This is a genomic window from Mycobacterium sp. IS-1556 (genome assembly GCF_001499985.1).
Classification (GTDB): domain Bacteria; phylum Actinomycetota; class Actinomycetes; order Mycobacteriales; family Mycobacteriaceae; genus Mycobacterium.
This window is the reverse complement of record NZ_LQIM01000019.1, coordinates 1-25,318: the sequence shown is the minus strand read 5'-3', so window position 1 is coordinate 25,318 and position 25,318 is coordinate 1. Positions and strand designations below refer to the sequence as shown.

Annotated in this window: 30 protein-coding genes; 10 read left to right on the top strand and 20 right to left on the bottom strand. The window is 67.9% G+C overall.

The features are described 5' to 3' along the window. The first annotated feature begins 459 nt into the window (after nt 1–459). Nucleotides 460–1,212, top strand: coding sequence for a L,D-transpeptidase (locus AU187_RS13660; protein WP_059102309.1), 753 nt, complete (start codon nt 460–462; stop codon nt 1,210–1,212). Nucleotides 1,213–1,225: 13 nt separating this feature from the next. Here the strand turns inward: AU187_RS13660 and AU187_RS13655 are convergent, their stop codons facing one another. The 5 genes from AU187_RS13655 to AU187_RS13635 form a co-directional block, all read right to left on the bottom strand. Continuing rightward, nucleotides 1,226–1,903 carry a sterol desaturase family protein gene (locus tag AU187_RS13655; protein WP_059102308.1) on the bottom strand — a complete coding sequence of 226 codons (678 nt, stop codon included), beginning with the start codon at nt 1,901–1,903 and terminating at the stop codon, nt 1,226–1,228. Beyond that, complete coding sequence (locus AU187_RS13650) at nt 1,900–2,619, bottom strand: FadR/GntR family transcriptional regulator (protein ID WP_059102307.1); 720 nt, start codon at nt 2,617–2,619, stop codon at nt 1,900–1,902. Before AU187_RS13650 ends, AU187_RS13655 begins: the two co-directional genes overlap by 4 nt. A 55-nt stretch (nt 2,620–2,674) precedes the next feature. After that, nucleotides 2,675–3,049: a nuclear transport factor 2 family protein gene (locus tag AU187_RS13645; protein ID WP_059102306.1), complete on the bottom strand. Its 375-nt coding sequence runs from the start codon at nt 3,047–3,049 to the stop codon at nt 2,675–2,677. Between the two features lie 7 nt (nt 3,050–3,056). Further along, nucleotides 3,057–3,476 carry a lipoprotein LpqH gene (locus AU187_RS13640; RefSeq protein ID WP_059102305.1) on the bottom strand — a complete coding sequence of 140 codons (420 nt, stop codon included), beginning with the start codon at nt 3,474–3,476 and terminating at the stop codon, nt 3,057–3,059. 72 nt (nt 3,477–3,548) lie between these two features. Further along, the gene (locus AU187_RS13635) at nt 3,549–4,325 is read right to left on the bottom strand and encodes a helix-turn-helix domain-containing protein (RefSeq protein ID WP_059102304.1); all 777 of its coding nucleotides are present in this window, start codon (nt 4,323–4,325) and stop codon (nt 3,549–3,551) included. Between the two features lie 110 nt (nt 4,326–4,435). Between AU187_RS13635 and AU187_RS13630 the strand changes: the two genes are divergently transcribed. Continuing rightward, a complete protein-coding gene (locus tag AU187_RS13630; protein ID WP_059102303.1) occupies nt 4,436–4,726 on the top strand; it encodes a hypothetical protein in 291 nt (96 codons plus the stop codon). Here the strand turns inward: AU187_RS13630 and AU187_RS13625 are convergent, their stop codons facing one another. Then, a complete protein-coding gene (locus tag AU187_RS13625) occupies nt 4,727–5,971 on the bottom strand; it encodes a cytochrome P450 (RefSeq protein WP_059102302.1) in 1,245 nt (414 codons plus the stop codon). 251 nt (nt 5,972–6,222) lie between these two features. Between AU187_RS13625 and AU187_RS13620 the strand changes: the two genes are divergently transcribed. Further along, a complete protein-coding gene (locus tag AU187_RS13620) occupies nt 6,223–6,792 on the top strand; it encodes a hypothetical protein (protein ID WP_156425400.1) in 570 nt (189 codons plus the stop codon). A gap of 37 nt (nt 6,793–6,829) precedes the next feature. On the opposite strand, the gene AU187_RS13615 is transcribed toward AU187_RS13620, so the two are convergent. From AU187_RS13615 to AU187_RS13590, 6 genes are all read right to left on the bottom strand, one after another. Then, nucleotides 6,830–9,100: a molybdopterin-dependent oxidoreductase gene (locus AU187_RS13615; RefSeq protein WP_059102301.1), complete on the bottom strand. Its 2,271-nt coding sequence runs from the start codon at nt 9,098–9,100 to the stop codon at nt 6,830–6,832. Further along, complete coding sequence (locus tag AU187_RS13610; RefSeq protein ID WP_059102300.1) at nt 9,097–9,678, bottom strand: TetR/AcrR family transcriptional regulator; 582 nt, start codon at nt 9,676–9,678, stop codon at nt 9,097–9,099. Before AU187_RS13610 ends, AU187_RS13615 begins: the two co-directional genes overlap by 4 nt. Nucleotides 9,679–9,794: 116 nt before the next feature. Then, entirely contained in the window at nt 9,795–10,139 is a 345-nt protein-coding gene (locus AU187_RS13605) for a DUF6766 family protein (protein ID WP_059102343.1), read from the bottom strand. Between the two features lie 115 nt (nt 10,140–10,254). Continuing rightward, a complete protein-coding gene (locus AU187_RS13600; RefSeq protein WP_059102299.1) occupies nt 10,255–11,388 on the bottom strand; it encodes a nitronate monooxygenase in 1,134 nt (377 codons plus the stop codon). Nucleotides 11,389–11,476: 88 nt separating this feature from the next. Further along, nucleotides 11,477–11,842 carry a VOC family protein gene (locus AU187_RS13595; protein WP_059102298.1) on the bottom strand — a complete coding sequence of 122 codons (366 nt, stop codon included), beginning with the start codon at nt 11,840–11,842 and terminating at the stop codon, nt 11,477–11,479. A gap of 15 nt (nt 11,843–11,857) precedes the next feature. Further along, the gene (locus AU187_RS13590; RefSeq protein ID WP_059102297.1) at nt 11,858–12,202 is read right to left on the bottom strand and encodes a VOC family protein; all 345 of its coding nucleotides are present in this window, start codon (nt 12,200–12,202) and stop codon (nt 11,858–11,860) included. A 52-nt stretch (nt 12,203–12,254) separates the two neighbouring features. On the opposite strand from AU187_RS13590, the gene AU187_RS13585 reads away from it, so the two are divergent. Further along, complete coding sequence (locus AU187_RS13585; RefSeq protein ID WP_059102296.1) at nt 12,255–12,776, top strand: TetR/AcrR family transcriptional regulator; 522 nt, start codon at nt 12,255–12,257, stop codon at nt 12,774–12,776. Here the strand turns inward: AU187_RS13585 and AU187_RS13580 are convergent. Continuing rightward, nucleotides 12,767–13,534 (bottom strand): HAD family hydrolase, encoded by a 768-nt coding sequence (locus AU187_RS13580; protein WP_059102295.1) that lies wholly within the window; start codon nt 13,532–13,534, stop codon nt 12,767–12,769. The two genes, AU187_RS13585 and AU187_RS13580, sit on opposite strands and share 10 nt — an antisense overlap. A gap of 13 nt (nt 13,535–13,547) precedes the next feature. Further along, on the bottom strand, nt 13,548–14,624 hold the full coding sequence (locus AU187_RS13575; RefSeq protein ID WP_059102294.1) for an NAD(P)H-dependent amine dehydrogenase family protein: 1,077 nt from the start codon (nt 14,622–14,624) through the stop codon (nt 13,548–13,550). Nucleotides 14,625–14,702: 78 nt separating this feature from the next. Here AU187_RS13575 and AU187_RS13570 point away from each other — a divergent pair, with 78 nt between their 5' ends. The 3 genes from AU187_RS13570 (at nt 14,703) to AU187_RS13560 (ending at nt 17,600) form a co-directional block, all read left to right on the top strand. Further along, nucleotides 14,703–15,437 carry a glucose 1-dehydrogenase gene (locus AU187_RS13570; RefSeq protein WP_059102293.1) on the top strand — a complete coding sequence of 245 codons (735 nt, stop codon included), beginning with the start codon at nt 14,703–14,705 and terminating at the stop codon, nt 15,435–15,437. A 121-nt stretch (nt 15,438–15,558) separates the two neighbouring features. Beyond that, nucleotides 15,559–16,818 carry a competence/damage-inducible protein A gene (locus AU187_RS13565; protein ID WP_059102292.1) on the top strand — a complete coding sequence of 420 codons (1,260 nt, stop codon included), beginning with the start codon at nt 15,559–15,561 and terminating at the stop codon, nt 16,816–16,818. A gap of 53 nt (nt 16,819–16,871) precedes the next feature. Then, complete coding sequence (locus tag AU187_RS13560; protein WP_059102291.1) at nt 16,872–17,600, top strand: 2OG-Fe dioxygenase family protein; 729 nt, start codon at nt 16,872–16,874, stop codon at nt 17,598–17,600. Here the strand turns inward: AU187_RS13560 and AU187_RS13555 are convergent. Continuing rightward, on the bottom strand, nt 17,554–18,681 hold the full coding sequence (locus AU187_RS13555; protein ID WP_059102342.1) for a carboxylate-amine ligase: 1,128 nt from the start codon (nt 18,679–18,681) through the stop codon (nt 17,554–17,556). The two genes, AU187_RS13560 and AU187_RS13555, sit on opposite strands and share 47 nt — an antisense overlap. 70 nt (nt 18,682–18,751) lie before the next feature. Here AU187_RS13555 and AU187_RS13550 point away from each other — a divergent pair, with 70 nt between their 5' ends. Continuing rightward, nucleotides 18,752–18,979, top strand: a complete 228-nt coding sequence (locus tag AU187_RS13550) for a hypothetical protein (RefSeq protein ID WP_059102290.1) — start codon at nt 18,752–18,754, stop codon at nt 18,977–18,979. A gap of 30 nt (nt 18,980–19,009) precedes the next feature. Here the strand turns inward: AU187_RS13550 and AU187_RS13545 are convergent, their stop codons facing one another. Genes AU187_RS13545 through AU187_RS13535 form a run of 3 tightly spaced genes read right to left on the bottom strand, consistent with a single transcriptional unit; the run spans nt 19,010 to nt 21,101 of the window. Next, nucleotides 19,010–19,936, bottom strand: coding sequence for an alpha/beta fold hydrolase (locus AU187_RS13545; protein ID WP_059102289.1), 927 nt, complete (start codon nt 19,934–19,936; stop codon nt 19,010–19,012). A gap of 38 nt (nt 19,937–19,974) precedes the next feature. Beyond that, complete coding sequence (locus tag AU187_RS13540; RefSeq protein ID WP_059102288.1) at nt 19,975–20,823, bottom strand: acyl-CoA thioesterase domain-containing protein; 849 nt, start codon at nt 20,821–20,823, stop codon at nt 19,975–19,977. Nucleotides 20,824–20,861: 38 nt separating this feature from the next. Next, nucleotides 20,862–21,101, bottom strand: coding sequence for a hypothetical protein (locus AU187_RS13535; protein ID WP_059102287.1), 240 nt, complete (start codon nt 21,099–21,101; stop codon nt 20,862–20,864). A 140-nt stretch (nt 21,102–21,241) separates the two neighbouring features. Here AU187_RS13535 and AU187_RS13530 point away from each other — a divergent pair, with 140 nt between their 5' ends. Then, complete coding sequence (locus AU187_RS13530) at nt 21,242–22,873, top strand: fatty acid--CoA ligase (protein WP_059102286.1); 1,632 nt, start codon at nt 21,242–21,244, stop codon at nt 22,871–22,873. On the opposite strand, the gene AU187_RS13525 is transcribed toward AU187_RS13530, so the two are convergent. Further along, the gene (locus AU187_RS13525; RefSeq protein WP_059102285.1) at nt 22,870–23,736 is read right to left on the bottom strand and encodes an oxygenase MpaB family protein; all 867 of its coding nucleotides are present in this window, start codon (nt 23,734–23,736) and stop codon (nt 22,870–22,872) included. The genes AU187_RS13530 and AU187_RS13525 overlap by 4 nt on opposite strands. Nucleotides 23,737–23,879: 143 nt before the next feature. Here AU187_RS13525 and AU187_RS13520 point away from each other — a divergent pair, with 143 nt between their 5' ends. Beyond that, entirely contained in the window at nt 23,880–24,395 is a 516-nt protein-coding gene (locus tag AU187_RS13520; RefSeq protein ID WP_172800253.1) for a hypothetical protein, read from the top strand. Between the two features lie 9 nt (nt 24,396–24,404). Here the strand turns inward: AU187_RS13520 and yaaA are convergent, their stop codons facing one another. Continuing rightward, entirely contained in the window at nt 24,405–25,151 is a 747-nt protein-coding gene (gene yaaA / locus AU187_RS13515; RefSeq protein ID WP_059102283.1) for a peroxide stress protein YaaA, read from the bottom strand. Nucleotides 25,152–25,318 lie beyond the last annotated feature (167 nt).

The following is a 25,318-nucleotide window of genomic DNA, read 5'->3' as shown; positions in this document are numbered from 1 at the left end:
GGGGGGGGGGGCGCGGGGGGGGGGGGGGGGGGGGGGCGGGGGGGGGGGGGGGGGGCGGGGGGGGGCCCCCCCCCCCCCCCCAGAACAAGCAGGAGAAGGAACCAGCGCCAGCCACCGGCGCCACGCCGGGCCCGCCCCCCGGCCCACTGCTCGCCACTTCGGCCGCCCCCACCGCCGCAGCCCGTGCTGCCGCCGCCACCGCCGCCTGCGCCACCCCCGCTGCCACCGCCTGCGTGACCGACGGCCGGTGTGCGGAGCGCGGGCGCCTTTGCTCCCGCGGGATCGTTGCTGGCGGTCACCCGGCTCGCCTCAGCCGTCGCCTCGACGTCCGGTGAAACGATCTGAGCAGCACATTCGATAAGGGCAGTGAGGACGACGCCCGCCTGCGCTGAGACATGCGCGCGCGGGCGCCAATTGCGGTTGCCGAGGTAACCGCACGAGACGAACTAGGATAGAAGTGTGCTGAAGCTTCGAAATGCGCTGGCGGTGGCGAGCCTCGCGGTGCTCACCTTGGCGGGGTCCACCGCGACCAGCGCTGCGGGCATCACGAAACCGACCGACGTCGCCAGCATCCAACCGGCTGGACAGACGGTGGGTGTCGCGCACCCGGTGACGGTGACGTTCGACCGGGCTATCCGTGACCGGGCGGCCGCCGAGCGGACCCTCGAGATCTCCTCACCCGCAATGCCCGAAGGAGCGCCTGACGGAAGCTTCACCTGGGTCAATGACCATGTGCTGCAATGGGATCCGGCAGAATTCTGGCCGGCGCACTCGACCATCACGGTGTCGGCCGGCAATGCCAAGGCGAGCTTTCAGACCGGTGCCGCGATAGTGAGCGTCGCCGACATCGGCGCCCATACGTTCACCGTGAGCATCGACGGAGAGGTGGCGCGCGAGATGCCCGCGTCGATGGGCAAGTACGGGTTCGCAACGCCGACCGGATCATTCACGGTTCTGGAGAAGCAGAGTGTGGTCATCATGGATTCGCGCACCATCGGTATCCCCCTGGACGACCCCGAGGGCTACAAGCTCACGGTCTATGACGCGGTCCGGATCACCTGGGGCGGAGTGTACGTGCACGGCGCGCCCTGGTCGACGGGTTCGCAGGGGTACGAAAACGTCAGCCACGGATGCATCAACCTCAGCCCGGACAACGCCGATTGGTACTTCAACACCGTGAGCCTCGGCGACCCGGTCATCGTCCAGTACTGAGGGGCTGGCGCAGTCACGCCGGCTGATGTTCGGCGTGCAGGTTTTTCGCGGTCGGTGAATTCTGTACGACGGCTGGATCGGGGTAGGTGCCGAGCACCCGGTCAGCGGTTCCGGAACTGGTCACCGTGAACCAGTAGTGCTCGTTCTTGAAGTGGTGGTGCCGATGGTTGCGCCAGACCGCCCGGTAGAGAGCGGTTTTCGGCTTGTAGTCGCTGTGGATCAGGTAATGCGTCCACTCGTAGGCCAATCCGAGGGTGCCGATGCACACCAGGTACGTCAGGCCCATACCCAACCGGGGGAACGCCAGCAGTCCGACCGCGACCGTCACCGGCAACACCCAGGTGGCCAGCGACTTCCACGGGATGAAGATCAGCGGGATGTCACGCGGATGGCTGTGGTGTGCCCGATGCTCGCGGGCCAGCAGCGGGTCGATTGTCAACGGCCCCAGCCGCTTCGGCCGCCAATGCAGGACGCAGACGTGGATGATCCACTCGAAGAACGGAAACAGCGCCAGCATCACCACTGGGACGATGGCGTCGGTGACCTGCCAGTCACCGACGGCGATGCGGGCCACCAGCGCGGCGACGAGGGTAGTCCCGATCATCCAGGGGGAGGGGTGTTTCCAGAATTCGCGCTGTGCATGGATGAGCGTGAAGCCCGTGCGCGCATTACCCGTGGTCGAGGTCGTCACTGATCCTCCAGATTGTCGAGGGCGTCGAGAAGCGCTGTCGTCGCCGGTTCGAGAAGGTCGTGGGCGGCCGCTCGGGCCCTCGGCGGATCACCCGCGGTGATTGCATCGGCCAAGTCCCGGTATGCCTGCGGCCTGCCGACCTCGTCAGCCATCACGGTGGCCAGTGCGGGCAGCGCCGGCTCGTAGGTGGCCCGCAGGGTGTTGTACATGAGCCGGAAGGCGATTGAGTCGGCGCCGTCGACGATGTGATCCCAGAACGTCAGCGCGTGGCGTTGTCGTTCGACGGGATCGTCTTCGGCCTCGAGGGCATCCAACGCTTGGCTGAGTGGCTCGGCCAGGCTGCGACCGCACCGCCCGGCGGCCAGTTCGGCGACCTTGGGCCCGTTGTGCAGTCGCGTCTCCAGAATGCTGCGCACGACGGACAAGTCGAGTTCGCCGGCCCGAATGAGCAGGCGCGGCAGCAGGTCCAGACCCGCATGGCGCCGGAAGTCGCGCACCGTGGTCGCGTCGCCCTGGCGTACCTCCACCAGCCCCGCGGCGGTGAGCCGCTTGAGCGCCTCCCGAACGGCGGGCCGGGAGACCCCGAGAACCTCGGCGAGCCTGCGCTCGCTGGGAAGCGACTCACCGGGCTGCATCTCGCCGCTGAGCACCTCGGCGACGATCTGCTCGAAGACGTCCTCGGGCACTGAGCGCCGGTTCACCGGTTGAAGTGCCATGCGGCCAGCCTGCCATCCCAATAGGCCAGAGGTCAAGTGGTCTTACCAGTGGCGGTCAGGTTGCGGCGAGCCGTGCTTTCATCATCTCGGCCAGCGTCAGCGTCGCGGACAGCGGACGCACCATGACGGTGAGCTCGCTGATGGCGCCGTCCTCGTCGAGTTGGATGAAATCGCAGCCCTCGATCTCCTTGTCACCGACTTTCGCCCGGAACACGAGCGCATGGTCGCGGGCGTCGGCGGGTCCGATCTCGCGCACATACCGGAAATCGTCGAAGACCTCCATCACGGCAGCGAGGATCTGCCGCAGCGCATCCCGTCCCTCGTAGGGCGTGAAGACCACGGGGCTGTGGAAGACGACGTCGTCGCGGCACAGGGCCATGACGGCGTCGAGATCGGCCGCTTCGACCGCACGGCGGAACTCATGAACCACGGGGCGCTCAGCAGTCGGCTTCGATGCGGAACGTGGCGGTGACCGCGTTGCTCGGGTTGTCGGTGAACGAGCCGTCCGCCGATCCGGTGATCGTGAACGTGCCGCCCTTGCCCTTCACATCGGCCTCGCCGACGTTGCCTTTCCAGAAGTTTCCGGTGAAGCCACCGAAGTTCTGGAAGGTGACCGATTCGGCGGTGACGACGTCTTCGGTGCCGACGGTGGCCGTGAAACCCTTGTCTTCGTCGGGAGTCTCGATGGTCCACATCCATCCGGTCTGCGTACACCTCACCGCGTGGGGGCCGCCGGTGCTCTCGCCGTTGATGGTTACCTTCGCGGTCGTTCCGCCGAGCGCGGCGGGTGGCGTCGAGCAGCCCGCGGCACCGGCGACGAGGATGACGGCGGCCGCCGCGACGAGTCGGTTGTCCATGTCGTCAGACTCTATTGGTGTCGGCGGCCGCACATGCGCGGTTCGGTCGGACTACCGGCGCGACGGCCGGTTTCACCGCAATGCGGCAGCGGTCGCCTCGTCGGCGGGCAGGAACGCCTCGATGGATAGCTCGGCGGCGGTCAGGTCGAGCGCGGTGCCGAAGGTCGTCACCGTGGACAGGAACGTCAGCAGCCTGCCGTCGGGCGTGTACAGCTCCAGTGGTACCGCGACGCCGCCGACGTCCAGTGAACCGTCGGAATCGCCTGGGTAGGAATCAATTTCACCCAGCAGCGCGGTCAGCTCGTTCGACCCGCTGACGGCAACCTCGCGGCGCAGCCGCTCGATGAGGTGGTGCCGCCACTGGCCGAGGTTGCGGATGCGAGGTGCCATCCCGTCGGGGTGCAAAGCGATGCGCATCGCGTTGGGCTCTTCGAGCAGGTCTGGCGCGACACCGTCGAGCAGCACGCCGGCGCCCGAATTCGCCCGCACGATCCGCCAGCGCCGGTCCACCACCACGCAGGGAAACGGGTTGTACGCGTCGAGGACTCGCTCGATCCCCGCGCGAATCGCGGCCATCTCCGGGTCGTCGAGCGACCGCTCGGGATACACCGGGGCGAGGCCGGCCGCCAGCAGTAGCTGGTTCTGTTCGCGGCGCGGCACGTCGAGGACGTCGGCCAGCCGCAGCACCATCGCCCGGCTCGGCGCCGACCGTCCCGTCTCGATGAAGCTGACGTGCCGGGGCGACACCTCAGCGGCGATGGCGAGGTCGAGTTGGCTGAGCCGGCGTCGGCGTCGCCACTCCTTCATCAAGGCACCGAACGTCTGGGTCTGCACGCGCGCCGCGGTCATGGCTGCCAGTGTCACCCAGCACGGCGGGCGTGACCACTACGTCCCAGGTAATTGCGCCGGTTACCTCGGGGGAGCAGTGTCGGAGGTGTCCATCGAGCAGAGGGAGAAACATGGAGACCGTCAAGCCCGCTTCGGCACCGATTCCGCGGTGGCTGCGCTTCGTGCTGATCTCCGACCGCGCCGGGTCCGCGTGGTACATCGGCGCCGGCTTCTTCTTCGCGCCGGTGCTGGCGGTGCTGTCGCCGTGGCCGACGGTGACCACCGTGCTGTGGGCGGTCATCGGCTTCTTCGGTCTGTGGCTGGGGCTGCTGGGTATCGCGATGGCGACCGGCCTGGCGATGGTGCTTCGGTCGAACGCCGAGATACCCGAGGAGTACTGGCGCTCGATCATCGACTACTGACTACGCCTTACCCGCTCCGGTGTAGTCGACCTGCCAGTGCTTGATGCCGTTGAGCCAGCCCGACCGTAGCCGCTCGGGCTTGGCCAGTGGTCGCAGATTCGGCATCTCGTCGGCGATCGCGTTGAAGATCAGATCGATCGTCATCCTGGCGAGGTTCGCGCCGATGCAGTAGTGCGCCCCGGTACCGCCGAAACCCACGTGCGGGTTGGGATCTCGCAGGATGTCGAACGTGTACGGGTCGTCGAACACCTCTTCGTCGAAGTTGGCCGAACGATAGAACATCACCACCCGTTGGCCCTGCTTGATCGTCACTCCGCCCAACTCGGTGTCCTCGAGTGCGGTGCGCTGGAACGAGGTGACCGGGGTCGCCCACCGGACGATCTCGTCGGCGGCCGTCGCGGGTCGTTGTTCCTTGAACAACTCCCACTGATCGGGGAAGTCGGTGAACGCCATCATGCCCTGGGTGATGGAGTTGCGGGTCGTCTCGTTGCCCGCCACCGCCAGCAGGATGACGAAGAAGCCGAACTCGTCGTCGGAGAGCTTGTGCCCCTCGACATCGGCCTGCACCAGCTTGGTCACCAGATCGTCGCCCGGGTTCTTGGCCCGCTCCGCGGCCATCTGCATGCCATAGGTGATCAACTCGACCGACGCAGCCGTCGGGTCGTTCCTGCTGTATTCAGGGTCCTGGTCGCCGACCATCTGATTGGACCAGTGGAACAGCTTCATCCGGTCCTCCTGCGGGACGCCCATCAGCCCGGCGATCGCCTGCAGGGGTAACTCGGCCGACACCTGCTCGACGAAGTCGCCGGAACCCTCGGCGGCTGCAGTTTTGGCGATGTTGGCCGCGCGCTCGCGCAGTTCCTCGCGCAGGGACTCGATGGCCCTGGGGGTGAATGCACGCGAGATGATCTTGCGCAGATGGGTGTGGTGCGGTGCGTCCTGGTTCAGCAGGACGACCTTGCCGGCCTCGAGTGACGCGGGGTCCGCCTCGTCGCGGTACCTCGGTAGCGCAGTCTTCGCGTTGCTGGAGAACACGTCGCTGCGCCGCGAGATCTCCTTGACGTCCTTGTGCTTGGTCACCACCCAGAAACCGGTGTCACCGAAGGCCAGGTTGCCCTTCGTCTGCTCGTTCCACCAGATGGGTGCCACCTTCCGCATCTCGGCGAGCTCATCGACGGGCAGTCGCTCTGCGTAGATGTCGGGATCGGTGAAATCGAATCCGGGCGGAAGGTTGGGAGTCGGCATCGATGCTTTCCTCACATGACGTGGTCTAGTGCCCCTATCGCATTGCTACACCACAGTTGGGGAAGGGTGAGGCGGGTTTACCGAAAGTGCGACAGAAAGCGAAGTGAAACGTGTTCCGCACGGTCCGGTTATTGACCGCTTCGTCACACCGAGCACTGGTGTAACAATTCTGCGACACTCTTCGAAGCAACAGTGACGCCGTCGACGCGCCAGTGCCGTCGCGGGACGGTAACCCGGAAAGGGGGGCCCCGGTGAGGATCGTGCTCGACCCGAAGAAACTGTCATTACTGGGTGCGGGGATCGCCGCGGCTCTGGTCGCCGCGCCGCAGGCCCTTGCTGATCCCGCGGCGCCCGCGCCGCCGCCTCCGCGACCGGCGGCGGGCGCACCCGTGGTGGCGGCCGCCGCTCCGGCCCCGGCCGCCGGTGATGTGGCGCCGGCCCCGCCCACCGAAGGTGTTTCGCATCTCCCGAGTCCGCAGTCGCCGCCGCCGGGAACCACCATGGACCCCAGCGTGAAGCCCAACGAGCGCCCGAACGTCAACTATCTCAAGGACTTGTGGCACGCCGTGCAGAACCAGCAGATCAGCGGCAAGGAAGCGTTGATCATGGGGCTCGCGCAACGCCCCCTGAACACGCCCTATCCGGAGGAGGCACCGGGGCCGTACGTGCCGATCTCACCGGCCGAACCCGTGGCCCCGCCGCCCGCTCCCGCGCTGCCGTGGCTGCCGCCGCCGCGGCACGCACCCGCTGCGCCCGCGCCACCGGCTCAACCCGCGCCACCGGCTCAACCCGCGCCGCCGGCACCTGCACCCGCGCCGTAACGCGCTGGCGTCTCGACCGGAACGGTCGAGCGCGGAGTCATGCGCGAGTTTTCTCGACGTCTTCGCGCAGAAGCTCACGTTCGACGGCCTCGATCCGGGCGGGCACGTGTTTGTGCCAGGGCGTGCCGGCATATGCGTCGCGCCAGTCGCTGCACGTCAGTGAGTTCGGCGCCACGCCCGGGGCGTGGGCCCGGCCGTCGTCGTCGACGAAATCGAGGCCGAAGCCGTTGGGCAGCGACGCATGCCCGGCCAGCATCGCCTCGCTGATCTCGACGCTCGCCTCACCGGTACCCGCCGCCGTGGTGATCCGTGCCCTGCCGCCGTCGACGAGGCCGAGCGCTTCGGCGTCCTCGACGCTGACGCGCAAGGCGCCGTCCTGGTCGCGTTTGCGCCACGTCGGGTCGCGGAAGATGTCGTTGGCGGTGTAGGCGCGCCGTTCGCCCGCCGACAGCACGATCGGGAACTCCGCGGTGACTAGAGGTGCGCGCTGGGCCTCCAACGCCCGGATCTCGTCGAGCATCTCGGGCATGTGTAACGCGATCTTGTGGTCCGGGTGGCTGATCAACGCGAAATCATCGCTGTACTCGTGGACGGTGAACGTCACACCCGACCGGCTGTCGAGGATCGCGTCGAACAATGCATTTCCGTCCGCGTGGCCGGCCCGCCGCACTGCGTCGGGATAACTCATCGCAGCCTTCTGCGCCAGCCCCCACAGTGCTGCCGCACCGGAAAGGCCTTCCGGCAGTGTCGGTCCCAGCGTTTCATACAGCACGAACGGCAACACCTTCGCCAGCGTGGGACTGGTCCCGACCGCCTGGAGAAATGCCTGCGTGTAGGCCTGCCGGCCGTCGCGCGCCGCCACCCGCAGCGGTTGCAGATCGGTGTCGTCGACGAAGTCCAGCGCGCGCATCAGCCTCGCCCAGATCTCCGGTTCGGGCAGCGTGCCGTCGAGCGGTTCCAGTAAGGGATGGCGCAGGTGAAAGGTGTTGTGCGGGAACTCGAGATTGAAGAACGTGCACTCGCACTTCTCGTACTGGCTCGCGGCCGGCAACACGTAGTGCGCCAGTCGCGCCGTCTCGGTCATCGCCACGTCGATGACGACCATCAGTTCGAGGGACGCGAACGCCTCGCGGCACGCGGCCGAGTCGGCAAGCGAATGCGCAGGATTGCTACTCTCGACGAGAATCGCCCGGAACCGGTCCGGATGATCAGTGGAAATCTCTTGAGGGACAACGTTGCTCGGGATCAAGCCGCCCACGATCGGAGCACCCGTGACCGGGGTCCGGCCCACCTCGGGCGTATGGCGGAACAGCGGCCCGAACGACGAATGCAGGTGCTGGCCGCCGCGCTTGGCGAAGTTTCCGGTGAGGATCCACAGCAGCTTGTTCAGATAGGAGCACAGCGTGCTGTTGGGCGCCTGTTGGACACCGAGATCCTCGAAGACCGACACGCTGCCCGCGGTGCCGATACGCCGCGCGGCGGCGCGGACGAGTTCCTCGTCGACTCCGCATCGCAACGCGTAGGCGCCGACCGGCACCTTCATCAGGGCGTCGCGTACAGGTTGGACGCCGTGCACGTGCTCGGCGAGAAAGTCTTCGTCGCAGAGGTTTTCCTGTACCAGCACCGCTGCCAACGCGGCAAGGACCCAGGCGTCGGTGCCCGGCCGCGCGCGCAAGTGGTAGTCGGCCATCTTCGCGGTGTCGGTCACGACCGGGTCGATCACGATCATCGATCGGCCCGGGTCCTTGGCGATCGCGTTGAGCACGGTCCGAGCCCGCGGGAAACTCTGTGACATCCACGGGTTCTTGCCGATGAACACCGAAACCTCGGCGTGTTCGAACTCGCCGCGGGTATGGCCGCCGTAGAGATGCGCGTCGACCCACGCCTCACCGGTCTTCTCCTGGGCCAGCGCATTTGACCGGTAGTGCGAGCCGAGCGCCTTGAGGAACGCGCCGCTGTAGGCGCCGCCGAGGTGGTTTCCCTGCCCGCCGCCTCCGTAGTAGAAAATCTTGTCGCCCCCGTAGGCGTCGGCGATGCGCCGGAAGCCCGCGGCCACCTCGGCGATCGCGGTGTCCCAGTCGATCTCCTCGTAGCTCCCGTCGGGTCTCCGCCGCATCGGAGATGTCAGCCGAGCCCGGTTGTTCTGATAGTGATCGAGCCGCAGAGCCTTGTTGCACGTATAGCCTTGCGACGCAGGATGCGCCTTGTCGCCGCGGATCTTGGCCAGCTTGCGGTCGTCGAGTTGTACGACGATGCCGCAGTTGCACTCGCACAGGATGCAGGCGGTGGGGTGCCAGTCATCGCTCATCGCTTGGCCTCACTTTCCGTCGCGGTCTCGAGAAGCGCCCGAAGTTGGCGGTGCACGAGGTCGAGTGGCTTCACGTCGCCGGCGGCACGGGCGACCACGATCGCGCCCTCGACGGCGGTCAAGATCAGCGTCGCCAGTTCCTCGGCGCGGTCCGCGTCGGCGCCGTCGGCTGTCAGCCGGTCGGTGATCAGCGTGCCCCACCGGGCGAACGCGGCCGCAGCACGGTCGACCACTGGCGCGAGCTGATCACCCTTGGCGCCGGATTCGACGGCCACCGCGACGACCGGACATCCGGCGCGAAACTCGCTGTCGATGAGCTGCTTTCGGAAACCGAGCACCAACGCGTCGAGCGCATCGATACCGCTGGCCGCCTCCTCGATTTGCGATGCGACGTACGCGCCCGCGAAATCGACTGCCTCGCAGAGCAATTGAGTACGCCCGCCGGGAAAGTAGTGATAGGCCGAACCGCGGGGCGCGCCACTGTGTGCGAGTACGTCGGCGATCGCCGTCGGATGCGCGCCGCGTTCCCGGATCAGCAGCGCCGCGGAGGCGACCATCCGCTCGCGATGACTAGCCATACGCCGAGGTCCTCCATCCGAAAGGGCTATGTATGTCACCTTACATAATCGGCGGACCGCAGGCTAGTAGACCACCGCGAGCCACCATTAACCCCCCGCGAACCTGCCGCAAATGTTCAGGATTCTTGGCCGGGCGGGGGAGTCGGCAGACCCAGCCGGTCCTTGATGTCGTCGATCTTGGCCTCGATGCGCTCAAGGTCTTCGGCGTCGACCTTGAACAGCCAGTGCTTGGCCCCGAGTAGCAGAATGGCCTGGAAGATCAGTTGCAGCCACTCGCTCTGCCAGTTCTCGAAAGTACTGGCGAAGAACTGGTGCAGATACTCGCCCCACACGAAGGGCTGCCCGTGCTGCTGCTGGGTGCTGGTGAACTCGGCCAGTTGCGTGATGAACTGACCGGCCCAGGACCCGGCGAACAGCAGTAGAAGGATGTAGACCGCGCCCCACCGCCTGATATGCCTCATGGGTACGGCGTACCACGCCACCATGACCGCCGGCCCGCGAAACGCCGACGGCCAAGCCGCGAATCAGGCCACCGCGGCCAAGCCGCGAATCAGGCCACCGCGGCCAAGCCGCGAATCAAACCGAGGCGGCCTCGTTGATCGCGTCGAGCCGTCCGGTGGCCTCGAGGTACTCCTGCACCCAGCGCTCGATCACCGTCGAGGTCTTCTCCACCTTGGTGAACTGGCCGACGACCTGACCGATCGGGTTGAACGCCACGTCGACGGACTCGTTGGGGTACTTGTGGGTGGCGGCGACGGCCATGCCCGAGACCATGTACTGCAGCGGCATCCCGAGGGGTTTGGGGTTGTTCGGGTCTTCCCACGCCTCGGTCCAGTCGTTGCGCAGCATCCGCGCGGGCTTGCCGGTGAACGACCGGCTGCGCACGGTGTCGCGGCTGCTGGCCTTGACGTAGGCGGCGTGCTGCACCGGGGTGTTCTCCGACTCCTCGACCATGACCCACTGCGATCCCGTCCAGGCGCCCTGAGCGCCGAGCGCCAGGGCAGCGGCGATCTGCTCGCCGCTGCCGATCCCGCCGGCCGCGAGCACGGGCACCGGCGCGACCTCCTTGACTACCTGCGGCCACAGCACGATCGAGCCGACCTCACCGCAGTGGCCGCCGGCCTCGCCGCCCTGGGCGATGATGATGTCCACGCCGGCGTCGGCGTGTTTGCGGGCCTGCGACGGCGATCCGCACAGCGCGGCGACCTTGCGGCCCTCGTCGTGGATGTGCTTGATCATGTCGGCAGGAGGAGTGCCCAGCGCGTTGGCGATCAGCGTGCACTTCGGGTGCTGCAATGCGACCTCGACCTGCGGGGTTGCGGTCGCCTCGGTCCAGCCGAGCAGCTGCAACGCGTCGTCGTCGCTGTGCTCGACCGGCACGCCGTGATCGGCGAGGACCTTCTTGGCGAAGTCGATGTGCTCCTGCGGCACCAGGTCGTTGAGCGTCTTCTTGAGCACCTCGGGCGACAGGTCGGCGGCGTCCATGCCCTCGTATTTGTTGGGGATCACGATGTCGACGCCGTAGGGGTGGTCACCGATGTTCTCGTCGATCCACTTCAGCTCGATCTCGAGTTGCTCCGGGGTATAGCCGACGGCCCCGAGCACGCCGAAACCGCCGGCCTTGCTCACGGCGACAACCACGTCGCGGCAGTGGGTGAACGCGAAGATCGGATACTCGATGCCGAGGTCGTCACAGATGGGGGTGCGCATGCCTGCTCCTTGATGTGCCGCCGCAAATTGAAACGTGTTCTAGTTTAGTACCCGGCGGCGCCGTCGGCGCAAGTACGGTGTACGACGGCTATTCGACGACGCTCGTCGTGAGGTCCTCCACGAACGACACCTCGTTGCCGTCCGGATCGCGGACGTCGACGATCTTGACCATCTCGCCGACGATCAGCGGTTCGCCCGTCGAGATTCCATCGCCGTTCAGTGCGGCGATCTGAGCGTCTACGTCGTCGACACCGAAGCGCACCGCGGACCGGCCCGCCGACTCCGGGTCCTCGACGAGCTGCAGCCACGCGGTCGCGGTGACCTGCCACTCGCCGACCCTCTCGACCGGTTCGAGGTCGGGGTCCCTGCCGATCAGACGGCTGTACCAGCGCCGACCGACGGAATAGTCGCGGACAGCGACGACCGCGGCGACGTCATTCAACTTGTGGGCCAAGGGTTTCCTTTTCCTTCAGTCGTTGGACTGGTCGAGTACATAGACAGCGTTGCCATGGGGATCCTCGAAGCCCGCCCACCAACCGCCGGGGATCTCGACCGGTTCGAGCCACACGGTCAGGTCACCCCGTCGCTCGTCGATCCAGCTGCGCGCGTCGTCGACCATGAGCATCGGCCCCGGCCGACCCACCCGCTCGGGGTCGACGTCGATCATCAGCTGGGCGGCGACGCCGGGCATGTTCAGCGTCACGGTGTGGTCGCCTTCGCGCCATCCCTCCGGCCATCCCAGCGTGTCGCGGTAGAAGGACAGCGCCGGCGCCAGTTCCGGAACGGGCAGGTAGAAGAAGGCGAGAGTGCTCATGACAGAACCGTAATCCAATTATGGAACGCACACAATAGATTATGATCGGCGGGTGCCGGAGTGGATCCCTACCGAGGGCTCGCCGAAGGGCCGCCTGGTCCTGCGGGCCATGGACGCGTTCAGCGCCGAGGCGTTCGAGGATGTGAATGTCGTGGCACTCTGCAAGACGGCGGATGTCACGACGGGGACCCTCTACCACCACTTCCAGACGAAACTCGGGCTGTACGAGGTCGTTCGGCTCGAGGTGGAACGGCGAACGCTGGACCGCGTCGCAGGGGCGCTAGCCGCTCGGGCCGAGGATCCCCCCGGAGTTGCCGTGAGGGCGGCTCTGCTCGTGGGTTTCGACTACGTCGTCGACAGCGGTCGCGTTCGTCTGGTCGGCGCTCCGGTGCCGCCCGGACGGGACGATCTGCTCGAAGCCGCCGTGCGCAAGGTCCTCGACCCGCGCGGTCCCGGGGCCCGCGTATGGCTGGCGGCCTGGCGGGCGGCGCTCATGTGCACCCTCGACGGTTTCAGCGTGACAGGCGCGCGTCGGGCGATCGTGCGATTCGGCCTCGACGCAAATCAGTCGTAGCCGATCAGCCTTCGAAGCGAGACCCGCCTGCGGTCGCCGGAACCCTCGACCCGCAGCACCGGCCAACCGTTCTGGGCGGCCATCGCGGCGAGGCCGGGGCGTGGGTTCACCGGCCGAGGATTGCCGACCAGGGCCATCAGCGCCGCGTCCTCGTCGCCATCGGCGTAGAAGTAACTGCGTTGCAAGGCAACGCCGTTGGTCTCACAGAAGACCTGCACCGCTGTGGACTTGTTGCGTCCCCAGATGACCGGTTTGGCGATCCGGCCGGTCAGCAGTCCGGCCTCGTCGAGCTCGAAATGGTTGCACAGTACGTGATCGATTCCGGTGAACCGGGCGACCGGCTCGGCGTGGATGGTCAGCGCCGAACTGCTGAGCACGACCGTGTGACCGCGTTGCTGGTGGGCCTGGACGATCTCGTGCATGTAAGGGAACACCCGCGCAGCGATCCGCTCGACGAAGAGGCGCTCGCCGAGTTCGTCGAGTTCGGCCAGCGACTCGCCGCGCAGGTAGCCCGCCGCGCGGGTCAGAAGCCGCTCGAACTGCATGCGGCCCAGCCGGTATCGCAGCGACGCTTCGACGACGCCGAGCACTTCGCCGATACGCGCCTGTCTGCGCCGAATGCGGTCGGCCGCGTGCGCGGTGGCGGTGAACCCGTCGACAAGCGTGCCGTCGAGATCGAAGAACGCGCCCACCTCTGGCCCTTCTGGGCTCGCGGCGATCTCGGCGATCGGGTCGGGTGCTGCGGGCTGCGCATGCATGGCGGGCTCCAGCCTACTGAGCCGCGTACACGCCCTTCCCGGTGACGAGCGGCATGTCGAGGGTGGTCCGGATGCCCGGCGGGGCCGCGATGACGTCGGGGATGGCGTTCACGATCCGGCCCGCCGCGGCGAGGATGGCGGCGTAGTTGTGGTCGCCGTTGCGGCTCGTCGGGCAGATGTCCATGGTGTACGACGGTTCGCCGACGATCTCGACGCGGTACGAACCGCCGGGCTGCGCGGGCTGGGCCCAGTCCGGTCGCAGGTCTTCCCGAAGGCGGGTGACGTGTTCGACGACGATCACCGGCCTGCCCTCGACCATGCCTTCGATCTGGAAGCGCACCGCCGCCACGGTTCCCTTCTTGATGGTGCCGACGGCGACGTCGAAATCCTCGGGTGCGGGTTCCTGTTCGACGGAGTCGCGGATCTCGTCGACCTCGATGCCAAGGCCGGCCGCCAACTGCCGAACCGCCGTACCCCAGGCGATGCTCAGCACGCCCGGCTGGTAGAGCATGGGCAGGTCGCCGAGTTCGTTGCCGAAACCCATGACGTCGAACATCACCGTCGCGCCGTCGTAGGTCGCGTAATCGGCGATCTCCATGGTGCGGATCTGCTCGATGCTCTGACACGTTCCCGCCAACGCGAACGGCAGCAGGTCGGTGACGAAGCCCGGGTCGACACCGGTCATGAAGACCGTCGAATCGCCCTCTCGCGCAGCGTCTTCCACCCGCTGGATGTATTTGTCCGGAATCACCTGCCACGGATACTGCAATACACCGAGACCGGATCCGACGACGTCGACGCCCGCCGCGAGGATCTTGCGCACGTCGGCCATCGCATCGGGCAGCCGGGTGTCGCCCATCGCGCAGTACACGACACAGTCCGGATTGTCGGCGATGATGGCGTCGAGGTCGTTGATCGCGGTGACGCCGGTGGCCACGTCCAGGCCGGCCAACTCGCCGGCGTCCTTGCCGACCTTGGCATCCGACGAGACCCACACCCCGGTCAGGTCGAACCGCGCGTCGTTGACGAGTTGCTTCAGCGCGAGGCTGCCGCAGTTGCCGGTCCCGACGATCGCCACCCGAATAGCCATGGCGAGCAGTATGCGTGTTGCACAGCGAAATTGGAACAGGTTCTAGTTCACTGGACCCGTGCGGTAGCCTGACGCCCCATGGGACGCGTGGACGACAAGGTTGCACTGATCAGCGGGGGCGCCCAGGGGATGGGCGCCGCCGACGCCCGGGCGCTGGTGGCCGAGGGGGCCAAGGTCGTGATCGGTGACATCCTCGACGAGAAGGGCAAGGCGCTGGCCGACGAGATCGGTGAGTCCGCCCGTTACGTCCACCTCGACGTCACGCAGGCCGACCAGTGGGAAGCCGCCGTCGCGACCGCCGTCAACGAGTTCGGCAAGCTCAACGTGCTGGTCAACAACGCGGGCACGGTGGCGCTGGGCCAGATCGGCCAGTTCGACATGGCCAAGTGGCAAAAGGTCATCGACGTCAACCTCACCGGGACCTTCCTGGGCATGCAGCACTCGGTGGAGGCGATGAAGGCGGCCGGCGGCGGCTCGATCATCAACATCTCCTCGATCGAGGGTCTGCGCGGCGCCGTCATGGTGCACCCGTATGTGGCCTCGAAGTGGGCGGTGCGCGGGCTGACCAAGTCGGCGGCGCTCGAACTGGGAGCCCACAACATCCGGGTGAACTCGGTGCATCCGGGCTTCATCCGCACCCCGATGACCAAACACTTCCCGGACAACATGTTGCGGATCCCGCTGGGCCGCCCGGGCCAGCCCGAGGAGGTCGCGACGTTCGTGGTCTTCCTGGCCAGCGACGAGTCCAGCTATTCGACCGGCGCCGAGTACATCATGGACGGCGGCCTGACCAACGACGTCCCGCACAAGTAGCCGCAACCCACCCTTCTCGGGCGAACGTGGATTACAACCGCACGCTTCGCCGCGCCGAGCGTCGACCAACCCCACACTCGCGCGCGAGCCCCGACCGCGGCGCCCCGTAGTGTCGTAGCTCGTGAGCGCACGCGCGGGCATCGTGGTCACCGGCACCGAAGTACTCACGGGCCGGGTGCAGGATCTCAACGGACCGTGGATCGCCGATCGGCTACTGGAGCTGGGTGTCGAGTTGGCGCACATCACCATCTGCGGCGACCGGCCGGGCGACATCGAGGCCCAGTTGCGGTTCCTGGCCGACGAGGGCGTGGACCTGATCGTCACCAGCGGCGGCCTGGGCCCCACTGCCGACGACATGACCGTCGAGACGGTGGCCCGGTTCGCGGGCCGAAAGTTGGTGTTGGACAACCGGCTCGAGGCCACGATCGCCGACATCGTGGCGCGTCTGATGGCGCGTTTCCCGAATGTCGATGCCGAGGCAATCCAGGCGTCGAACCGCAAGCAGGCGCTGGTTCCGGACGGCGCCGACGTGATCGATCCGGTCGGCACCGCTCCGGGCGTGGTGGTGGCGGGCAAGCCGACGATCGTCGTGCTGCCCGGGCCGCCGCGCGAACTGCAGCCGATGTGGCCGCTGGCGGTGCAGACCCCCGCTGTGCAGGAGGCGATCGCCGGCCGCACCGCGTACCGCCAGGAGACGGTCCGGATGTTCGGGCTGCCGGAGTCCGGCCTCGCCGACACGCTGCGTGACGCCGAGCGCAGCATCGCCGGTTTCGACCGTCTCGAGATCACCACCTGCCTGCGGCGCGGCGAGCTCGAAGTGGTCACCCGCTACGAGCCCGACGCCGCCGAGACCTACGCCGAGCTGATGACGTTGCTGCGCGAGCGGCACGGCGAGGTGATCTTCTCCGAGGACGGCTCCCGCATCGACGACCAGGTCGCCCGGTTGCTCGGCGGTCGACGCATCGCGACCGCCGAGTCCTGCACCGGCGGGCTGCTGGCCGCTCGGCTGACCGACCTCGCGGGCTCGTCGGCCTACGTCGCCGGAGCGGTGGTCGCCTACGCGAACGACGTCAAGGCGGGGCTGCTCGGCGTGGACCCGGCCCTGATCGAGGCGCATGGCGCGGTGTCCGAGCCCGTCGCCGAGGCGATGGCCGACGGCGCGTTGAACCGCTTCGGGGTCGACACCGCCGTCGCGATCACCGGCGTCGCGGGCCCGGGCGGCGGGACAGCCGAAAAACCGGTGGGCACCGTGTGTTTCAGTGTCAAGCTGGCCGACGGTCTCACGGTCACCAGGACGATGCGGCTGCCCGGCAACCGCACCGACATCCGCGAGCGGTCCACCACCGTCGCGATGCACATGCTGCGCCGCGCGCTGAGCTGAGCTGAGCGGTCGCCACGTTCAATCCGTGTGCACGCGGGTATTCCGGCGGCGAGATGACACTCGCACAGCACCCGTTGCTCACCGACGGGGCATATCTGATGGCCCCGGCCGAACTCAATGCGGGCCTCGGCACCGACCGCCGCGCCTGGCAGCGGTTCGGCCGGCACTGGAACGCCCTGGCCGACGATCCTTATGCCGCAGAGCTGGGCACGCGGCGCCTACGCCGCTACGGACATTTCGCGTTCGTCCCCGCCGACGGTGCCATCGACCCTTTGCCGCACGACGCGTTCGTACAGCCGCAGGCATCCAACCCGCTCTATGTCGACCGCAGCCGCCACTTCGAGCCGCTCACCGACGCATTCGTCGAAGAGCCACTGCTGCAACGGTTTCTGCGGCTACTGGGTCAGGTGGCCACGATGCTGGACGAGTTGCCCCGCTGGAGTATTAAGGTCACCCCGTTCCGCGTGCTGGCCTCGACGTCCGACGGTGGCGAACCCACGCCGGAGGGGCTGCACCGCGACGGCGTCACCCTGGTCAGCTCGTTGCTGATCGGTCGCGACAATGCGGTGGGCGGAGAGAGTTCGGTGTTCTGCGCCGACGGCCGCCAGCTGCTGTCGACCACGCTGAGCGAGCCGGGCACCCTGTTGCTCGGCGACGACCGTCGTACGTTGCACGGGGTGACGCCGATCCGACCCCTGGACCCGACGAAACCGGCGCGCCGCGACGTCCTTGTCGTCACGTTCGCGCCGTCAGGTCCAACAGGTCGTCCACCACACCGGTGAGATCGCCATGCCGCGAGGCCGACGCGCGCTGCAAATCGGCTCCGTTTCCGCGGGCGGACAGCCTGTCCATGAACGCCGACACCGCCTCTGTGTCCCCGCCGGCGACGAGGGCGGCCTCGATGTGGTCGATCAACCGCGCCGCCTGCTCGGGTGAAGGAACTAGGCGGCCCGTCGCCGCGTCGGGGACGCATCCTGACCACCCGTCGCGCGCCGCGCGCCAATACGCCGCGCGCAACAACTCGCTGGACAGCATCGGCCCGGGATCACCGGCGCCCGCCGCCCTCGCAACCGTCGTCACCAGCGCCCTGACGATGGTCCCCAGCGCGACGGTGTCGTCGAGGTCAGCAGCGACATCCATCGTGCGGATCTCGACCGTCGGCCACACCGGGTTCGGCCGGACATCCCAAAACGGCAGGTCTGCCTTCAGCATTGCCCCGGACTCGGTGATCGCCGCGGAAAGTTCCTCGTACTGACGCAGCGATGAAGCGTAGGGCGGTGGGCCGAGGCACGGGAAGCGACTGCGGACAACGGCACGCCAGTCGGAGTAGCCGGTGTCGGCGCCCCGACAGAACCGCGAATTCGCGCTGAGCACAAGCAGAGTCGGTAACCACGGCCGCAGGTGGTTGCCGACTCGCAGGGCCAGCTCGCGGTCGGGGATATGCACGTGGACGTGCATCGAACACAACGCGAAGTCGTCTAGCATCGCGCGGTACTGCGCAGTTCCAGCCCGATACCGCGGGTGGTCGCCAACCTCGACGGCCCGCCTGTCGGTCAGCACCGGGGTGCCCGCCGCGCACAGCCGCAGGCCGACCGAGGCGGCGGCGGTATTGGTCGCCGCGCGCACCCGTGCCAATTCGGCGCGCAATTGGTCGGCGTCGCCGCACGGCGGCGTTCGCACCTCGATCTGGTGTCGAGTGAACTCGCCGGAGACCAAGTCGGCCGCTTCATGGCCGACGGCCGCGATGACGTCGGCGGCCCGCGGTTGCGGCGTGCGGGTGACAGGGTCGATGAGGAAGAACTCCTCCTCGACGCCCATCGTGGGAACGTCGGATAGGCTCACCACCGCGTCACCGACCGCCATCGACACCTCCTAGGGCAGAACCGCGATCGGATTCGATAACGTACCCGTGCGACACAGGAGGAACACATCGATGACGGCAACCGCGCGCGACGAGATGTCCCAGCGCGCCGTAGAGGCCGGATGGGACCGCCGAGACGCCGACCGCACCGACTACTACACCCGGAGTCCGGTGCGGATTCACGTGATCTGGCAGGGACCCGACGCGATCAGCGGCGGAGCGCTGTACCACGACGACATCCTGATGGCCTACAGCCGCGACCTGCCCACGGTGACCGGCTGGTTGAACCGCGGTGCGTAGCGCCGCGGCTACCTGCGTCCGCTCGGCAGGCTAGGAACGTTCGCCGTCGGCGTACTCGTCCCAGACCTTCATCATCGTCTGCAGGATCTCCTCCGCACGGCCCAGCCCGGCGAGGTGACTTTCGCCGGGCATCGGGTAGAGCTCGGCGTCGGCGAGCCTGGACACCACATGCTGCCCGTGCGCGTACGGGACGATGTGGTCGGCGTCGCCGTGCCACCAGCGCACCGGCACCTTGATCTCATCGAGCCGGAAGCCCCAGTCCCGGGCGAACACGACGATGTCGGAGAACGGCGCGGCCAGTTGTTTGCGGCTGCCGTTGAGCAGGTCGTCGAGGAACATCGCCTTGATCTCGGGGCGGGCCAGCAGCCGACGGTCGCCCTCCGGGGACACCCGACCGTACAGGTCGGCGGCGGGGGAGGCGACCGGCTTGATGAACCGGATGAGCGCCGACGCCACCAGTCCGATCGGCGTTCCCGCGTACTGCAGCAGCGGTGCCACGCGCGTGCCGAGATTGCCCATCAGGCCGCCGGTGATCGCGTCGGAACCCACCGTGGGCGCGACGCCGCCGATCACGCCGGCGGCGACCACCCGGTCGGGCATCGCCGCGGCGCAGCCCAGCGTGTACGGGCCGCCGCCGGACAGGCCGACGACGACCATCTTGTCGATGCCGAGCGTGTCGGCGATGGTGCGCAGGTCGTCGGCGAACGCGACGACGGTGTCGTAGCGATGCGGGGTCGACGATCCGATACCGGGCCGGTCGAGCCCGATCAACCGGATGTTGGCCTTTTCGGCGTAGACGCGCGCTTCCATCGGGATCTGGCGCCGAGCGCCCGGGGTGCCGTGCAGCCAGAAGATGGCGCGGCCCTGTGGAGCGCCGAACTCGGCGAACCCGATCCGACGATCGTCGCCGACAGCGACGTTGCCCTCGAGCTTGGGGCGGGCGATTGCGACAACCATGTCCGAAGTGTCTCATGGCGCGTCGGCGCGCTTGTTAGCTATGCCACCCGGAAGACATAGGACGCGGCGGTGATGACGCGGTTGTCGACGCCCTCGTCGCGCATCAGAACCCGGACCGCGACAGTGCCGGCGGACCCGCGAAGCGGTTCGGTGTCCACCCGAAACGGGCCGGCTTTGCCGCGGGCCATGAACATGACGTGGCACGACACCCCGTGCAGACGGTCGGTGCCGGCCACACTGGCCGCGGCGTCGGTCGCCGCCTTCTCGAGGATGACGAACTGCGGCCCGACGTGCAGCGCGGCGTCGGGCGACGCCACCTCCACCGACAACTCCGGCAGTCCCCACCGGCCGTCGGGCCTGCGGTGGCCGCCGAACACCTGCCACAGCGGCGGCAGATCGGGGGAGTCGACCACCTCGAGGGGGTTGGCCTCCATCCGGCCCAGTCCGTCGGGCGGCGTGCCGATGCTGACACCCTGACCTTCGATCAGCGCAAGTACCCGGCCGGGCTGTTCGGCGTCGACGATCTTCGCCCGGCTGTAGCCCATCTGGCGGCCGACCCGCAGCTCCTCGGACACCACCTCGATGCGACGGACGTCGAGGCCCGGGTCGAGCAGCTGGCAGGAATGGATCACCGGGTTGGGCACCGCCTCCAGGTCGGACATGTGCCCGCTCTCGGGCGCGCAGATCCCCAGCACGGCGAACAGCAGTCCCCCCGCGGCGTCGCGCATATCGCGGCGCACGGTGACGGTGTTGTCCTCGTCGACGAGGTCCATCTGCGCGTAGCTGCGGCCGATGTAGCGGTAGCTCAACAGCCCGCCCCACCGCCTGCGCAGTTCCTCGGCGTACTCCTCGGGCGAATCGGTCAACTCCCGGATATCGCGCAACACCGGGCACTCCCATCTCGAAAGGGTTCGACGACGGCGGTCTACAGCAGTCGGCGGGGCGATCTTTCCATCTGGTAGCCGGCGGGGAACGTCATCTCGATCACGCGCAGTTCGTCGTGGGCCTTGGACTCCAGTTCGAGAACGACACAGCCCTCGCCGAGGTCCTTCGCCTCCAACACCGTGTAGTGCTGACCGCCACCGTTGACATCGACGATCGGGTCCCCTGAGCGCAGTGCCTCGACCGCTACCAGGCCGGGGGCTTTTGCCGGGTGTGCTTCCACCCGGCTAACGGTAGGCCAAACGGTAGCCGCCCTCAGTTGTTTCAGCCGACCGCCGTGGCGTAGGCGCCTTCGTGTTTTCCCGCCCTAGCGCGTGTACATCGGCGATCATGTCGCTAACACGCCGGCACCTGGGAGATGCCATGGACAGTACGATGCAGGACTTTCCGCTGACCGTGACGGGGATTCTGCGGCACGGCACGGGCTGGAATTCCGGCCGAAAAGTGATCACCGCGACGCCCGACGGACATCGCGAGATCAGCTACGGCGAATTCGGGACACGGGTCGCGCAGCTTGCGCACGGGCTACGTGCTCTCGGAGTGACCGATGGGCAGCGGGTCGCCACGTTTATGTGGAACAACCAGGAACACCTCGAGGCGTACTTCGCCGCGCCGTGCATGGGGGCGGTGCTGCACACGCTCAACATCCGGCTGGCCGGTGAGCAGATCGCGTTCATCGCGAACCAGGCCGACGATTCCGTTGTGCTGGTGGACATGTCGCTCGCCGGGCTGCTGTCGCCGATCCTGCCGCAGATGACGTCCGTGCACACGGTGGTGGCGGTCGGCGACGGCGACCTTTCCGAGCTCAGCGCGTCGGGTCGCACCGTTATCCGCTACGACGACGTCCTCGCCGGGCAGCCGCTCGACTATGACTGGCCCGAACTCGACGAGAGAAGCGCTGCCGCAATGTGTTACACCAGCGGAACGACCGGTAACCCGAAGGGCGTGGTCTACAGCCACCGCTCGAGTTATCTACATTCGATGGCGGTGTGCGCGGCCAACAACCTCGGCCTCATCGACGGTGACCGGGTGCTGCCGGTGGTGCCGATGTTCCATGCGAACGCGTGGGGGCAACCGTATGCGGCCATGATGGCCGGCGCGGACTTGGTGTTGCCCGACCGTTTTCTGCAGGCCGCTCCGCTGGTCGACATGATCGAACGGCACCGACCCACCGTCGCTGCCGCAGTGCCGACCATCTGGAACGACGTCCTGAAGTTTTTGCACGCCAACCCCGAGCGCGACATCTCCTCCCTGAAGAGGGTCGCCTGCGGCGGTTCGGCCGTGCCCCTCGGAATGATGAAGGAGTATCAGGACAGGTACGGCGTGGAGATCCGGCAGGCATGGGGGATGACGGAGACCTCACCACTGGCGGCCACCGCCGCACCGCCGCCGGAGGTCACCGGTGAGGAGCACTGGACGCTGCGCGCCTCGGCGGGCCGCGTCTTGTGCGGGGTCGAGATCCGCATCGTCGACGACGACGGCGCCGTGCTACCGAACGACGGAAAAGCCGTGGGCGAGATCGAGGTCCGCGGTCCGTGGATCACCGGTTCCTATTATCAGAACGCCGACCCGTCGAAGTTCGACGCGGGCTGGTTGCGCACCGGTGATGTCGGCCGCATCGATCCGCAGGGTTTCATCACGCTGACCGACCGCGCCAAGGACGTCATCAAGTCCGGTGGCGAGTGGATCTCGTCGGTGGAGTTGGAGTTGGCGATCACCGAGCATCCCGCGGTGTTCGAGGCTGCTGTCGTCGCCGTTCCGGACGACCGTTGGCAGGAGCGGCCGTTGGCGGCGGTCGTCGTCGGCAGCGACGAGTCCGTCACCGCCGCGGAGTTGCGGAAACACCTGAGCGACAAGGTCGCCCGTTTCTGGCTGCCCGAACACTGGACGTTCATCGACGAAGTACCCAAGACCAGCGTCGGCAAGTTCGACAAGAAGCTGATCAGGTCCCGGTACGCGGACGGCGCGTACAGCGTCGTGGAGTGCCGAGACTAACCGCGGCGCTCCGCGGTCAGCGCCCATCGGATCCCGCCGACAAGGACACGACCCGACAATCGGATGACGGTCGCCTCGACCGGCGGAAAGTACGGCAGCATCAGCGGCATTCGCGCCCAGGCCGGCAGCATCGCCACCGACGTCGCCGCGAGTATCCCGTAGGGAGCCCTGGCCGCGATCGGCAGCGGGGGAGTCAGCAGCAGGAACCGGGCAGCGTCGCGGGCGGCGGCGGTGCCGCAGAGTTCCGGCCGGAACCGCTCGATCCGCTCGCCCAGCTCTTTTTCGCTACGCGGCGGGTCGACGACGCCCAACGCCGACGCCACCCGGGCGGTGTCGGCGACGTAGCCGTCTCGGCCGGCCTGGTCCAGTGGCGTCTCACCGTACAACTGGTGCGCGAGCAGGAAGCTGTCGACCTCGGCGATGTGCACCCACTCCAGCAGATGCGGATCGGCGGCGTGGTAGGGCCTGCCGTCCGCAGCGACGCCGCGCACCCGTTGATGGATGCCGCGTACCCGGTCGACCGCGCGTTGAGCCTCGTCGGCGGGTCCGAAGGTGGTCACCGCCAGGAAGGTGCTGGTCCGCTGCAACCGACCCCACGGGTCACCCCGGTAGTCGGAGTGCTCGGCGACGCCCGCCATCGCCAAGGGATGCAGCGACTGCAGCAACAACGCGCGTAGACCGCCCACGAACATCGAGGCGTCAGCGTGCACCCGGCGGATCGGGCGGTCTTCGGCGAACCACCGGGGGCCGGGAGTGTCGTGGATGCGCGCGCGGTTGGCGGGGCCGTCGGGGCCGGCAACCATGCCGAACAAGCCGCGACCGAGGGTCTTGCGCACGGAACCCAGATCCGGCAACACCGTCATGCCTCCACGGTACGGCCGGGTCGGAGTCGCGCCAAACACCCGCCGAACTGGTCCGGGACGCGTGACTCGTGGTTTACCGTAGCGACGGAGGTCAATCCCGTGAGCAAAGCACACCGCCGCGGATGAGGAACGGGGAGGCAGACATGCGCCGATCGATCCGGTTGATGACCCTGGCCGCCGCGGTCGCCGTCACCGCGCCCCTCGGACTGGCGAGCAGCACCGGCAGCGCCGTCGCGGACGGACCCGTCGGCGCGGGGCGCGGCGGCACGTTCGTTCCCCTGAATCAAGTCCTGCGGCGCTGCGACTACGGCGGGACCGAATTCAACGGTCCGACCGGCTACGCACGCGCCACCAGTGTCATCCGCAGCACCGGTTCGGGCGTTTCCGCGGACGTCGAGATGAACACCGCGATACCGAACATGCGTTACGACGTCCGGCTCATCCAGGCGCCACGGCCGTCGGCGGCCACCTGCCACGGCGGCGACCCCGGTGTGGCGGCGGGCGTGTTGCAGATCAATGGGGCGGGCTACGGCTCCGTCACCCTTCACGACGCCGTCGAACCGGGCGCGACCGGAGCGTGGGTGTTCATCACCCGTCCCGACGCTTTCTCGCAGAACCCCGCGGAGTTCTACACCAGCGACTGGATCGAAGACATCTGACGCGCGGGGTCAGGCGGGGACGACGACGGTCAGGTCGTCACCGCGTCGCTCCACCCGCATCCCGGCGCGTCGCGCGACAGCGGCAACCCCGGCCGCGTCGTCGGGTTCGGCTCGGGTGGTGGCCAGGATGCGGGCGAGTCGGCCCTTGTGCGCCTTGTTGAAGTGGGTCACGACGGTGCGTCTACCGTCGCAGTGCTCGGCGACCACGTCGACGCGGACGGCGGCAGCCAGCCGGCCGAGCGACGCGTAGGAACCGGATCGGAGGTCGACGACGAGGTCCTCGGTCGCCAACCGGCTGAGCACGGGTTCCAGCACGGGACGCCACCGCGCGGCCAACGTCGGCCGGCCGGGCAGCTTCGACGTAGCCGAAAGCCGGTACGGCGGTACCGGATCGTCGGCACGTAACAGTCCGAACAGCGCCGAACCGACGGCCAGTCGGGCTCGGGCACGGCTCGCAGCAGCGCCCTGAAGCGACTCCATATCCAAGGCGTCGTAGAGGACACCGGTGTAGCGGTTGATCGCCGGCAGCGTCGGCGCGCTGCGCAGCTCGGCGTTGCGGTCGATCTCGGCGTCCTGCGTGGCCGACAGCCCCAGTGCACGCCGGCACGCCGGCCGGTCTTGCGCAAGCTTCACCAGCTCGTCGAGCAACTCGACCCGCAGCGGTCCCAGCTCCGGCGAGTTGAGCGACTCAAGGCGCAGCGGCGGCCCGTCGCCCCCGGACCGCTTGGTCTCCGAGGGCGGAAGAAGCACGATCACGCCGGAGAGGCTATCCGGGCGGGTGCTGCGATCAGGCCGGTGGCAGGGGTGCTGGTGACGGTGCCATCGGTGGCGGGGGCGGCGCGAACGGGTTCGCCGGCGGAGGCGGCAATGGGTTCGCGGGCGGCGGAGGCGGTGCCGGTGCCGGTGGTGGGGGGGGTGCCATC